Consider the following 13,041-nt stretch of genomic DNA (forward strand, 5'->3'; position numbering starts at 1 on the left):
GGGGGTCAGGGCACCGGTGACAGTTCCACGGTCACGTGGGGCGGTGTGGCCGGGTGGCTCTTCTTCGTGATCCAGTCGCCCGGGGTGATCGTGCCGGAGCCGTCGTGGTCGGCGTGGGCGCGGACCGTGTACCGGGAGCCCGGGGGCGGTACGGGGAAGGTCAGGCGTACGCGGGGGTACGGGGGGTGGTCCAGGCGGGTGCGGGGGAGGCAGGCGTGGGCCACTGTGCGGGACGGGGCGTCGGCCGTGCCCGTGTCCTCCACGCTCACGTGAAGGATCAGGGGGGTCCGGGGCGCGGTGGTGCCCGGTGCCAAGGTCACTTCGACTTCGATTTCCACGGGGTCCGCGACGGACATACGCCTCACCTCTTGTCAGACAGCATATCTCTCAGTATTTTCCGGAATTGAGACCTATAAGGTCGACTGAGGTTGACGGAAGTCGGGGTGGAACCATGTCCCCTGCCGAGACCGATGATGCCGGTGCGGGCCGCGGGGAATTCCCTTCCCCGCCCGCGGCGAAGACGGTGAAGACCGCGCTGATCGCCGGTGCGACGTTCGACATCCGGGCCGTCCGGTACGTGGAGATCGACGGACTGGCCGTATTCGAGGGCGATATCGTCCTCGGTACCGCGGCCGAGGTCGAGCGGCGCACGCAGGCCGCGCAATACCATCCCGAAACGGGGCTTCCGCAGTCGGCGGTGGCCGTCGTGGGGCCGGGCGTCCGCTGGCCGGGCCACGTGGTGCCCTTCGAGATCGACCCCGCGCTGCCGAACCGGCAGCGGGTCACCGACGCCGTCGCGCACTGGGAATCCCGCACGCAGATGCGCTTCCCGCGGCGGTCCGGGCAGCCGGACTACGTGCGGTTCGTGCCGGGCGACGGCTGTTCGTCGTTCGTGGGCCGCCGGGGCGGCCGCCAGGACATCACCCTCGGCGGCAACTGCAGCACCGGCAACGCCATTCACGAGATCGGGCACGCCGTGGGACTGTGGCACGAGCAGAGCCGCGAGGACCGGGACCGCTTCGTGACCGTCCACTTCGAGAACGTCATCCCGGGCTTCGAGCACAACTTCGACCAGCACATCGCGGACGGCGACGACGTCGGTCCGTACGACTACGGCTCGATCATGCATTACCCGCGGGACGCGTTCTCCCGGAACGGGCTGGACACCATCACTCCCACCGATCCCGGTGCCGTCATCGGTCAGCGGATCGGGCTCAGCCCGCGGGACATCGACGCGGTCCGCGCGATTTTCGATCCGGCACCCGCATAAGGGCCCGCATAAGGGCCCGGTGAAGGAAGGCCCGGTAAGGGCCCCGTAACCCCGGGTACTTCGAGTTGGGCCCCCGGCCGGTGGTCACTAGGATCATTCCAATGATCATCAGAAAACGGCTGGCAGCGGGCGCCTGCGCCCTCCTCGCCGCCCTGGCCGGGGGCATCGCGCCGGCGAACGCCGCCGACGGCCCACCGAAGGACTCCCCGAAGGTCGAGCTGGTGCTGGACGTCAGCGGCTCGATGCGCGCCCAGGACGTGGACGGCGGCTCCCGCACCCGCATGGCGGCCGCGAAGCAGGCGTTCAACGAGGTCATCGACGCAGTGCCGGCGGACGTCCGGCTCGGCATCCGGACCCTCGGCGCCAACTACGCCGGTGACGACAAGGAGCTCGGCTGCCGCGACAGCAAGCAGCTCTACCGCGTCGGTCCCGTCGACCGCACCGAGGCCAAGACCGCCGTCGCGACGCTGCAGCCCACCGGCTGGACGCCCATCGGCTACGCCCTGCGCGGCGCCGACCAGGACCTCGGCACCGACGGCGGCACCCGCCGCATCGTCCTCATCACCGACGGCGAGGACTCCTGCGGCCAGCCCGACCCGTGCGACGTGGCCCGCGAACTCGCGGCCAAGGGCACGCACCTGACGATCGACACCCTCGGTCTGGCCCAGGACGACAAGACCCGCGAGCAGCTCAGCTGCATCGCCGAGGCCACCGGCGGCACGTACAGCACCGTGCGCCACACCAAGGAGCTGTCCGGCCGGATCAAGCAGCTCGTGCGCCGGGCGGAGACACCCGTCGAGACCCCGAAGCCCGTCCAGGGCGCCGACGCGTGCTCCAAGGCCCCCGAGATCGGCGCCGGCCTGTGGACCGACCGCGAGACGTTCTCCGAGCACCGCTGGTACCGCGTCAACGTGAAGCCGGGTCAGGAGCTGCGGACGTCGGTGAGCATCGGCGCGGACCGCGCCGTCGACCGCGACTACGGCGTGCTGGTGCGTGCCGTGAGCGAAGGCGGCCAGGAACTCGTCCGCGGCGCGGAGTCCGGGAGCGGGCGTACGGACGTGATCTCGTCCGGCCTGCGCTTCCCCAACGGCCAGTCAGGCGACAAGGACGAGAAGGGCAAGGAGTCGCGGACCGTCTGCCTGGAGGTCTCCAGCTCCTTCTCGGCCCCCGCCAACGTCAAGCGTGACCCGGGTCTGCCCGTCGAGCTGGCCGTCGACCTCGTGGACGCCCCCGACAACCCCTCCGACGTGGCGGCCTTCGGCCTCGGCCGCGGCTGGGTGCTGCTGGGCGTCCTGGCCCTGACCGGGCTGATCGCAGGGCTGGTGTGGGGCTGGGTCTCCCGCTGGCGCGTCACGGTGTGGAGGGCGAACTGATGAGACTCCCCTTTAAGGCCCCCACGACCCGCGCGGCCTCGGCCGCCCTGCTCGCCGCCGCCGCACTGTTCACCTCGGCCGGCGCCGCCGCTGCCGCCTCCCCGAGCCCGAGCGCCTCGGCCGGGGAGGACGGCGCGCCCACGGAGGCCGGCACGGGCTTCCGTACCGCCACCGTCCTCAAGCAGGGGCAGAAGGCGACCGCCGACGCCTCCACCGGTGACTACCTCTACTGGCAGTTCCCGGCCGGAGCCGGCCAGCAGCCGCAGGTGAAGGCCACCGTGAACCTGCCGGAGGCGGCCACGCGGCACGGCTCCGCCGTCTGGCAGCTCGACGTCTACGACGGGCTGCGCCGCCGCCAGGCCTGTACCTCGGGCGAGCCGACGAAGCGCGCCTCCGAGCAGGACACCTCGGTGACCATGACCTGCACGCTGCGGACCGTCCGCCCGTGGGCCGAGCGGTGGGCGAACGATCCGCTGCCCGGCGCGTACTACATCCGCCTCACCCTCACCGACGCCCCCGACCGGGACCACGGCCTGCCGGTGAAGGCGGAGGTCGAGGCGACGGCGAAGGACGCGGGCGGCGCCCGCGCCGAGGGCGGCGAGGTGGCCCCGCTGCACGCCGCCGCCGTCAAGGAGCCGGAGGACGGCTGGAACGGCAGCTGGTGGTCGGACCGCTGGGCGTGGACCGTCGGCGGCGCCGTGCTCGGCGCCCTCGCGGCCATCGGCGGCTACGTGCTGACCCGCCACCCGCGGCGCTCCGCACAGCAGTAGCGCCTCGCGCGGCCGGTGGGCGGGGCTACGGCGCCCCGCTCACCGGCCGGCCGGCCGGTCGCCGTCCACGGCGTCCAGATAGAGCTCCAGCAGGTCGTGCGTGAAGTACGAGCTGTACGAGATGTCCGGGGTGTCGCCCCCGGTGTGGTAGCCGCCGATCACGCCGATGACCTCGTACCCGTCCTCCCCCCGGACGAGGAACGGCCCGCCCGACGTGCCGCCGACGTAGCCCGCGCAGGCGATCTCCAGGAAGTCGCCCGGGGCGTTCGGGTCGGTGCTGGTGTAGCGGTGCGTGGAGGAGGAGCAGTCCAGCGGCTTGGGGTACTTGGCGTCGCTGCTGCCCGGATAGCCGATGAGCCGCACGTCGCGGTGGGTGTACCCCGGGCGGATGCCGAGCCCGAAGCCGCCGACGACGTCCTGCACGTTCTCGCCGTCGTCGCGCTCGCCGAGCCGCAGGACCGTGTAGTCCCAGCGCGCGCCGCGGTCCGTCCCCAGGTCGTAGTAGCGCTGGTCGATGTAGATGTCCTCCACGGGGAAGACGCCGTGGGGCTTCAGGCCGTCGTGGTACTGCGGCACGAACGTCAGCTGCTTCTTGGGATCCGGCGACCGCAGGCAGTGCGCCGCGCTCACGGCCAGGTCCCGGTGCGGGCTGCGCACGACCGTACCGCCGCAGAACCGGCCGGTGTTGCTCCCGTCGGTCCAGAAGAACGTCCCCACCTGCGGCAGCCCGTCGAACGGGTGGCTGGGCGGTACGGGACCGGCCTGCGCCCGGCTTCCCGTGCCTCCGGCGCGCTGCCCGGCCGGCACGGCCGCCGCCATGCGCTCCGGTGTCCAGTAGGCGTCGGCGTCGGCCGCGGCGCGCCGCGGAGGCCCACCGGCGGCCGCGGCGCCGGTGCCGGACGCGGCGGCGACCAGCAGCCCCGACAGCAGGGCGGCGGCCAGGCCGTGCAGGGCACGGGGTCTGTGAGGTCTGAGCATGGTCGGATACCTCCTCGTGGCGAGCGTGCCATCGTCCTACGGACGGGACCGGGGTGAACAGGCCAGGACGCGACAGGATTCACGAGGACGTGGGACACGCCGCGGGCGCCACCGGTAGCCTCCGAGCCGGACGGAGAATCGAACGGCCATCGGGCAGGAGTGGGCCAGTGGTTGATCCGGTGTCACTGACAGCCGTCACGACCGCGGTCACCGCCGCGGCGGGATCCGCGGGGACCGAGGCGGGACGGCAAGTGTGGCTGTCCCTCGCGGACTTGGCGCGGCGCGCACTGGGCCGCAGGGGGAGGGAGGAGGACGACGCGGGCCGTCCGCTGCCTCTCGATCCGGCCGATGAGGAGCAGGTCCGCTCGCTGGCCGCGCTGCTCTTCGCCCGCTTGCACCAGGATCCTGCTGCTGCGGCCGAGTTCGCGCGCTGGGCGCAGGGGGTGCGGCCGGGGCCGGCCGTGGCCGTGGACAACGGTCAGGTCGTCAACACGATCGGCGGGAACGCCCGCACCGGCACGGTGATCCAGGGCCGGGACATCACGTGGAACGGGTCCGCCGGGGCGCCCGGTGGGAGCGCCCCGGCGGAGTGAAGCGGCGGGTGGATCAAGAGGCTATGCACACCCCGGAAAGGGCGTAGGCCGGTACGGCGGCGGCAATCGGTACGGTGACGGCGAGAACGGCCGCAAAGGCGAACCGGCGGACTTTCTTCAACACGGGTCTTGTTTCCTCTGGGTCTCTGAGGTTCCGAGGCATGCACAGGCATGCGGCCGTCGTAAGGAATATGCGGCGGCTGACGCAGAAGCTACAACTCCGGTCAGCTCTTATTAGGCCCCTTGGTCCAACTGATCAAAAGTGATCGGAGTTGGCCGTGAAGGATCAGGAAGCGGCTCACTCAATTTCTCCCGGATATCCGCCGCTTCCCGCCGTGCCTTCCGCGCCCCCGGCGCGTCCCCGCTCTGCGCACACAGCTCCGCCAGCGCATCCAGCGTCGTCGCCTCCTCCAGATGCGCACCCGCGGCCCGGTGAATGGCCAGCGCGGCCGCCAGGTGCTCGGCGGCATGGCGCAGCCGCCCCGTCCAGAGCTCGGTGAGGGCGAGTTCGCGCAGCGCGTTCGCCTCCTCGTGGGTGGCGCCGATCCTGCGGGCCAGGGTCAGGGCGGCGGACTGGTGCGCCAGGGCCTCGTCCTCGCGGCCCGCCCGGCGCAGCGCCCGGCCCAGGATGTTGAGGGCGATGGACTCGTGGCGCCGTTCGCCCATGCTGCGGAAGGTGTCCAGGGCCTGCCGGCACAGGGCCAGCGGGTGTTCCACGTCCTTGGAGTCCAGGAGCTCCCGCGCCAGGTTCATCCCGATCGTCGCCTGGTACCCGCGGTTCCCCGTCGCCTTGGCCAGGGCGAGCGCCTGCGTGTAGGAGCGGACGGCCCGCTCCCGGTGGCCGAGGATGACGTGGATTTCGCCGAGGTTGTTGAGGATCTTGCACTGCCCCCGCCGGTCGTCGACCTCCCGGAAGCGCGAGAGCGCGTCCAGGAAGCACTCGGCGGCGTCGTTGTAGCGGCCCAGGTCGAGCAGCATGATGCCCAGGTTGTTCAGGCAGCGCCCTTGCTGCAGCCGGTTGCCGGTGCGCATGAGGAGGGTCAGCGCCTCCTGCTGGCAGGCGAGCGCCTCGTGGGTGCGCGCGGTGTAGGCGTACGGCAGGGCCATCCGCTGCAGGGCCTCCGGTTCGCTCTCCGCGTCGCCGCAGGCACGGGCGAGGGCGAGTGCTTCGTCCGCGTGGCGTACGGCCTCGTCGTAGTCGGCGACGTGCGTGCTGACCACGCTGAGGTCGTTGAGGGCACGGGCCTGTGCCCGGCGGTCTCCCGTCTGACGCCAGTGCGCGACGGCGTCCCGGTGCGCCGCCTGGGCGACGGCCCAGATGCCTTCCTCTTCGAGGAAGCCGCCGAGTGCGTTGACCAGCAGCGCCGCCTCGCGAGGCCGCTCTTTCCCGCGGGCGTGGCCGAGGACCGCGAGCAGGTTGTTCCGCTCCGTCGCGAACCATTCCTGCGGGCCCGCGGGGTCGATCCACGTCGGGGACTCGGCGGGCGCGCGGACCGGCGTCACGTCGATCCGGATGCGGTGCGTGTACAGCACGCGGTCCGCCCGGTCCGCGCAGTGGAGGTAGAAGGCGAGCAGCCGTTGCACCGCCTGCTCGTCCTCCGCCCGGCCGGCGGGCTCGGCGGCCCCGAGACCGCGCGCGTACTCGCGCAGGAGGTCGTGGATCCGGTAGCGGTGCGGCGTGGGCTCCTGCAGCAGGTGGACGTTGAGGAGGTCTTCGAGCGCCCGCTCGGTGTCGTCGAGCGGCAGGCCGGTGAGCGCCGCGGCCGCGTACGCCCCGAACTCGGCGCCGATGTGCAGGCTGAGCCTGCGGAAGACCGTCTGCTGAAGGACGGTCAGGGACCGGTAGGAGAAGTCGAAGGTGCGGGCCAGGTCGCGGTGGCCGTCGCGGATCTCCGGGAGCCGGTCGCTGCGGGCGAGCCGGGTCACCAGGTCGTGTGCGGTCCAGGAGCCGTGCGAGAGGAAGCGGCTGGCGACGATCTCGATGGCGAGCGGCAGGTGACCGCACAGGCGCACGATCTCGGCGGTGTCCGCCTCGTCCGTCCCCTCCGCGCCGTCCGCCTCGCTCCCCGCTTCCCGCAGCCCGACCCGGTCGCGGAAGAGGGCGACCGCCTCCGAACGGCGCAGGACGTCGAGCGAGATGGGGCGGACGCCGGGCAGGCCGGCCAGCCGGCGCCGGCTGGTGATGATGATCTGGGAGGGCGTGGCGCCCGGCAGAAGCGGCCGTACCTGCTCCGGCCCGGCGGCGTCGTCCAGGATGACGACGGCGCGCCGGTCGGCGAGCATCGTGCGCCACTGTGCGGTCAGTTCGTCGAGCGTGCGAGGCAGCCCTTCGGCGGGCACGCCGAAGAGTCGCAGGAGCTGGCCGAGTGCGTCCTCCGGTCCCATGGGCTCCTGGAAGGTCGCGTGGGCCCGCAGGTTGAGGTAGATGCGGCCGTCGGGGAAGCGTTCGCGCAGCTCGTGGGCGACGTGCACGGCGAGGGCCGTCTTGCCGACGCCGCCCATGCCGTCGATGGCCTCCAGGAGGACGACGGCCCGCGGTCCGTCCGGGCCGGGCGCGAGGGCGGTGGAGAGCCGGTGCAGCTCCTCCGTGCGGCCGACCCAGGGCACGTCGTGGGGCAGGTTGTCGGGTACGGCCGCCCGCTCCTGGCCGGGTCCGGGGCCGCCGGTGCGGGGCAGCAGCTGGACGGCGGGGACGCCGCTGAGAACCCCCTGCTGCACGCGCTGGAGCTCCTCGCCCGGATCCGTGCCGTGCTCGGTGACCAGCGTGTGGGTCACCCGGCGCAGGAGACGACCGGCCTCGGCGGTGCGCCCGCAGCCGTGCAGGGCCACGGCGAGGAGGCCTGCCAGCGACTCGTCGGTCGGGCAGCGGCGCGCCAGCCCGGAGAGCCCGGCGACGGCGTCCGCGAAGTACCCCAGCCGCATGGTGAGGACGGCGTGCGTGCGCGTGGCCGAGACGCTCGCCGCCTCGGCGGTGGCGCGTACGTGCTCGGCCCACGAGCCGGACAGCCCGGCCAGCGGCTCCCCGCGCCAGAGCCGGGCCGCCTCGTCCAGGAGCCGGATCGCCCGCTCGGGGTCGCCGCTCTCGGCGAGGGCGCGGGCCCGGGCGGTCAGTCCGAGGTAGCGGCGCAGGTCGACGGTGTCCGGGTCGGCCTCCAGGATGTAGGTGTGCGCGTAGGAGGTGAGCGCCGGGGCGCCGTCCCCGCCCACCTTCTGCAGGGCGGAGCGGATGCGGGACACGTAGGTGTAGAGATTGTCCCGGGCCCGCCGCGGAGGATCGTCGTCCCAGAGGCGGTGGACGAGCGTGTCCAGGCTCACCGGGCGGCCCACGTCGTAGGCGAGGGCCGCGAGGGTGCAGCGGGCCTTCGCGGAGCCGAGCCCGTTGCGCCGTTCGCCGGCCCGCAATTCGACGGCGCCCAATAGCCGGAATTCCACCTGCGCCCCTTCCGCCGGGACGTCCAACTCGGAGGATGAGCATGACACAGCGTCAAACTATGGTGCCAGATTGCGCACGAGTGGCCGTGAATCGATTGTGGTTCCCAAGGGGGCGGTCGAAAACACACGGGATGGGTAGTTCTCCGGTCAGGCATTGCCAGATGGATACGCCATGTGCATGCGTCATATCCCGCCCGGCGCAGAGGGGAGCGACGGACCCGGTGAGAGAACGAGACCTCGTCGACGTGTTCACGGACGCCGGACCGGCGGCGGGCCGCCCGCCCGGCGGTCCTGCCTGGCGGGCCCTGGAGCGGCTGACCGCCGCCGCCCGGGAGCGCGACACCGACCTTGCCGCGGCCTGGAGCGCGGCGGCGCTCACCGGCTCGCCCGAGAGCCTGCAGGGGCTCGCCGCCGCACTGGTGCGGCACACCGGGGACGCCCGCCTGGGCGAAGCCCTCCGGCAGTGGCTCCACGAGCACGCCGGGAAGGGCGCCGCAGCCGCCGCCCGGCACACCAACGTCCTCCAGGGCGACACCCGGGTCGAGGGATCGAGCCTCCAGGCCCGCGACATCCACGGCGGGGTCCACCTGCACCACGCCCCGCCGCCCCGGCGTCCCCCGACTCCACGCCAACTCCTGCCCGTGCCCGCCCACTTCACCGACCGGGCGGACGACCTGCGCACCCTCGACGCGCTCCGCACGGCCCAGCGCGACGGCTGCGCGCCCCAGCTGGTCGTCGTGAGCGGCCCCGCGGGCGTCGGCAAGACCGCCCTCGTCTCCCGCTGGCTGCGGGCCGCCGCGCCCCAGTTTCCGGACGGGCAGCTCTACGCGGACCTCCGCGGCCACGCCTCCTCCGGACCGGCCTACCCCACCGAGGCGCTCGCGGGCTTCCTGCGCGCCCTCGGCGCGGTCTCCGTGCCGGCCGCGGCGCAGGAGCAGACGGCACTGTGGCGTACGCTCACGGCCGACCTGCGGCTGACCGTGATGCTCGACAACGCCTTCTCCGCCGCCCAGGTACGTGCCCTGCTGCCCGCCGCCCCGGGCAGCCTCGTGGTCGTCACCAGCAGATACCGGCTCACCGGGCTCGTCGTCGACGGCGCGGGCTTCCACCGCGTCGGCATGCTCGAACCGGCGGCGGCGCTGGAGCTGCTCACCCGTGCCGTCGGCGGCGACCGCGTCGAGCGGGACCGCGAGGCCGCACGCCAAGTGGTCTCCCTGTGCGGCCGCTTGCCGCTCGCCCTGTGCCTGGCCGCCGCCCAGCTGGCCTCCCGGCCGCGGCGCCCGGTCGCGGCCCTGGCCTCCGCGCTGACCCGCGGGCGCGGACCCCTCGACGGACTCAGCGTGGAAGGAGAGGCCGCGGTGCGAACCGCCCTGGACGAGTCCTACGACGCCCTGCCCGCACAGGCCGCCCGGGTCTACCGGGCCATGGCCCTGCTGCCGGTCCGGCACTACGAAGCGCACCTGGTCGCCGCCGCCTGCGCGGTGGCGCCCGAGGAGGCCGAGTACCTGCTGGACCTGCTCGCCGACGTGAGCCTGCTGGAGGAGACCGAGGAGGACGAGCACTATCGCTTCCACGACCTCGTCCGCCTCCACGCCGCACACCGGGCAGAGAGCGAAGAGACCGCAATGCAAAGGGAGCTGACGCTCCGTCGCTTCGTGGACCGGTGCCTCGCCACCGCCACGTCCGCCGAGGAGCTCCTCACCCCCAGCCACCGCACCCTGCCGCGCTCCTACGCCCACCCGCCCGCCGGACCCGCGCCCTTCGGCACCGCGGACGCGGGCCTGGCCTGGCTGGACGGACACCGCTACGACCTCATGGCCGCGGTACGGCTCGCGGCCGACCGGGGCTGGGACGCGAGTGCCTGGCAGCTCGTGGACGCCATGTGGCCCCTGTTCCTGCGCTTGCGCCCCTACGACCTGTGGGTGGAGGCCCACGAGACAGGGCTCGCCGCCGCGCTCCGGGACGGGGACCGCGCGGGCACGGGCCGGATGCTGACGTCCGGCGGCAACGGGCTGTGCAACGCCGGCCGCTTCGGCGACGCCGTCCAGTGGTTCACCGACGCCCTCTCCCGGGCCGCGGAGGACGGCGACACACGGCAGCAGGCCCAGGCCCTCCACGGCCTCGGCAAGGCGCACCACCTGAACGGCGAACCGGACCGCGCCGAGGGGTTCTTCGCCCGTGCCCTCACTCTCCGCGAGACCATCGGCTACCGGCGCGGAGCCGCACTCTCGCGGGTGGGCCTGGGGGAGGCGGCCACGGCCCGGGGCCGCCCCCGGCAGGCGGTGGACCACCTGTCCCGGGCCTACGGCGACCTCGTGGCCGAGGGCGAGCACTACGAGGCCTCCCGCGCCCTCGCCCACCTGGGGCGCGCCACCGCCCTCGCCGGTGACCCGGACGTCGGCCTCCGCCAACTCCGAAGCGCACTCCAGAACTTCGAGGCGTCCGGCTCCGTCCACTGGCAGGCGCGCACCATGGAGATGCTCGGCCTGGTGGCCCGGGAGCGGGACGAGGAGGCGGACGCCCGTGCCTGGTTCACCCGCTCCCTCGCCCTCTACGCCCCCGTCAGCCCCTCCGACGCGGCCCGCCTGAGAGCCCGGCTCGCAGAACTCCCCGGCGCGGGGCCCTCCTAGCCGGTGCGGGCCGGGCGAAGGGGCTCAGGCCCCGGGGTGCACCTCCCGCAGGTGCAGGACCCGGCCCGCGCTCTCGGCGACCAGCCCGGAGAGCGGGTCCAGCGGCAGGCCCGCCACGAGCCGGCCGTGCACGTACGAGGCGAGAACGGCGACTTCGGCCTCCCCGGCACCCGCGTACGGACCGTGCGGAAGCGGTCCGTACTCCACCGTGAGCAGCCGTCCGCCCCGCACCCCGATCACCAGGCCGCCGCCGTCGGCAGGCACGGCCGTGAGCAGGCAGCCCGTATGGCGGGCGAGCAGCTTCATCGCCCGGAGCGACGCCGCGCCGGTGCCGGGCGAGGGCTGCCCGCACCGCAGTACGTCGGCGCTCCCGGCCCAGCGGGCGCCCGCCCGCCCGTCAGGGTCCACGCTCCAGTGGACGTCCGTGGCCGGCGGGCCGCCGCAACCGGGGCGCACCGTCCAGCGGACGCCGTCCAGCAGCACCGTCGCGCCGCGCCGACGCCCGCCCGGCCGGACGACGGCGCGCACATGACCCGGCATCATGCGCGCGGCCCCGCAGGCCGCCGGGCCGCCCCGCCGTCGAGCCGGGGCGGGACCGCGGCGGGCTCGGTGACCGGTGCGTACGCGGGCTGGCCCAGGCCGAGCAGGCGGTACATCAGCGTGCGCATGCGCCGGTTGAAGCGGCCCGGCTCGGAGGAGATCAGCGCGGCCACCCGCTCGTACTCCCGCTGCCGGTACTCCGCCGCCGCGTACTCCAGCTGGCTCTCCAGCGGGTGCAGCGGCGAGAGCGCGGGCGCGGTCCGGGCGAGCGCGGCCGCCGGGGACGACGGATGGACCTCGTCCTCCGGGAAGCGGGCCACGAGCACCGGGACGCGGGGGGCCACCGTGGCGTAGGAGGTGAGCGAGCCGTGGTCGCCGATGACCGTGTCCGCCGCGACCAGCAGCGCCCGCCAGTCCGTCTCCGGCGGAACGAGGGTGAGCCCCTGCGCCCGGACGCCCGCCAGCCACGTGCGGATCTGCCGGCCCCCGTGCCCGGCCCACACGTTGGGGTGCACGAGCGCCGCCACGCGGTAGCGGTCGGGCGCCAGCTCGCCGATCAGCCGCGGCAGCAGCGCGTCGAACCGGCCGAAGGAGGCGGACGGGCCCCACGTGGTGGTGACGACCACCAGATGCTGCCGCGGGCCCACCCCCAGCGCCCGGCGGTAGGTGTCCCGCAGCGGCAGGCTGGAGAGGATCCGGTCGTAACACGGGTCCCCGACCACGGCGGCCGCCGGCACGGCCTCGGGGCACCAGCGCGCGAGTTCGTCCAGGTCGCGCTCGTGGGCGAGGGCGATGGCGGCGGGCACGACCCGGCCGCCGCGGGTCAGGTACTGCCGGCTGAGCATCCCCGCGGGCCGCCCGTCCGCCGCCGCGGGCCGCCCGCCGCGCAGCAGTTTGATGTGCCCGGCCCCGTGCGAGAGCCGCACCAGCGGGCCGCGCACCTTCTCGATGCCGCGCGAACCCGCCGCCAGGGCCAGGTCGAAGCGCGTGCGCACCGCCTCCTGCCAGGGCAGCGCGGCCGCCCCCAGCTCGTCGAGGAAGCCGCCGGTCCCCTCCCCGAGCGCGTGCGGCGCGGCCGTGAAGACCAGCTGGATCCGCAGGTCCCCCTCCAGGAGCGAGAACGCGTCGCGCAGCCGCTGCCCGTAGGTGACCGTGTGCACCACGACCAGGACGCGCTTGCGGCCCGGGAGCGTCAGCCACCGGTCCTCGGGGGCCGGCAGCGGACCCGGCCGCCCGTGAGTGTCAGACATGAGAACTTCCCCCATGAATCCCGGCGCGTCCTCCGCCCTCCCCGGCGGGCCCCGCGCCTGTCGTCTTCCGGTGTTCCTTCGGTGTTTCGTTCGGACCGGGTCTGCCCGGGGGGTCTGGCGGAATGCTTGCAGCCACCTCGACGCTTCCTTGCCGGGGGAGCGAACCGGCCCGCTCCGGCGCCGCCGGGGCGCGGACGGGGTCCCC

General features: G+C 74.0%; 10 protein-coding genes. 5 read left to right on the forward strand and 5 right to left on the reverse strand.

What is annotated here, in order from left to right; translation table 11 throughout:
- Positions 1–5: 5 nt before the first annotated feature.
- Entirely contained in the window at positions 6–356 is a 351-nt protein-coding gene (locus IE241_RS03980; protein ID WP_190020133.1) for a hypothetical protein, read from the reverse strand.
- A gap of 95 nt (positions 357–451) precedes the next feature.
- Here IE241_RS03980 and legP point away from each other — a divergent pair, with 95 nt between their 5' ends.
- The 3 genes from legP (at position 452) to IE241_RS03995 (ending at position 3,413) form a co-directional block, all read left to right on the forward strand.
- Entirely contained in the window at positions 452–1,270 is an 819-nt protein-coding gene (legP, locus tag IE241_RS03985; RefSeq protein WP_190020134.1) for a Dot/Icm T4SS effector Zinc-dependent metalloprotease LegP, read from the forward strand.
- Between the two features lie 101 nt (positions 1,271–1,371).
- On the forward strand, positions 1,372–2,643 hold the full coding sequence (locus IE241_RS03990) for a VWA domain-containing protein (RefSeq protein ID WP_190020135.1): 1,272 nt from the start codon (positions 1,372–1,374) through the stop codon (positions 2,641–2,643).
- Complete coding sequence (locus IE241_RS03995) at positions 2,643–3,413, forward strand: hypothetical protein (RefSeq protein WP_190020136.1); 771 nt, start codon at positions 2,643–2,645, stop codon at positions 3,411–3,413. The genes IE241_RS03990 and IE241_RS03995 overlap by 1 nt, the downstream gene beginning before the upstream one ends.
- A gap of 39 nt (positions 3,414–3,452) precedes the next feature.
- Here the strand turns inward: IE241_RS03995 and IE241_RS04000 are convergent, their stop codons facing one another.
- Positions 3,453–4,391, reverse strand: coding sequence for a trypsin-like serine peptidase (locus tag IE241_RS04000; RefSeq protein ID WP_190020137.1), 939 nt, complete (start codon positions 4,389–4,391; stop codon positions 3,453–3,455).
- A gap of 179 nt (positions 4,392–4,570) precedes the next feature.
- Between IE241_RS04000 and IE241_RS04005 the strand changes: the two genes are divergently transcribed.
- Complete coding sequence (locus IE241_RS04005) at positions 4,571–4,984, forward strand: hypothetical protein (protein ID WP_190020138.1); 414 nt, start codon at positions 4,571–4,573, stop codon at positions 4,982–4,984.
- Between the two features lie 234 nt (positions 4,985–5,218).
- Here the strand turns inward: IE241_RS04005 and IE241_RS04010 are convergent, their stop codons facing one another.
- On the reverse strand, positions 5,219–8,464 hold the full coding sequence (locus IE241_RS04010; RefSeq protein WP_190020139.1) for an AfsR/SARP family transcriptional regulator: 3,246 nt from the start codon (positions 8,462–8,464) through the stop codon (positions 5,219–5,221).
- A 173-nt stretch (positions 8,465–8,637) separates the two neighbouring features.
- On the opposite strand from IE241_RS04010, the gene IE241_RS04015 reads away from it, so the two are divergent.
- The gene (locus IE241_RS04015; protein ID WP_268254335.1) at positions 8,638–11,046 is read left to right on the forward strand and encodes a tetratricopeptide repeat protein; all 2,409 of its coding nucleotides are present in this window, start codon (positions 8,638–8,640) and stop codon (positions 11,044–11,046) included.
- 24 nt (positions 11,047–11,070) lie between these two features.
- On the opposite strand, the gene IE241_RS04020 is transcribed toward IE241_RS04015, so the two are convergent.
- Positions 11,071–11,589 carry a hypothetical protein gene (locus IE241_RS04020; protein WP_190020141.1) on the reverse strand — a complete coding sequence of 173 codons (519 nt, stop codon included), beginning with the start codon at positions 11,587–11,589 and terminating at the stop codon, positions 11,071–11,073.
- Positions 11,586–12,836: a hypothetical protein gene (locus IE241_RS04025; protein ID WP_190020142.1), complete on the reverse strand. Its 1,251-nt coding sequence runs from the start codon at positions 12,834–12,836 to the stop codon at positions 11,586–11,588. Before IE241_RS04025 ends, IE241_RS04020 begins: the two co-directional genes overlap by 4 nt.
- Positions 12,837–13,041 lie beyond the last annotated feature (205 nt).

It is taken from the genome of Streptomyces hiroshimensis, from assembly GCF_014650335.1.
Taxonomy (GTDB): domain Bacteria; phylum Actinomycetota; class Actinomycetes; order Streptomycetales; family Streptomycetaceae; genus Streptomyces; species Streptomyces hiroshimensis.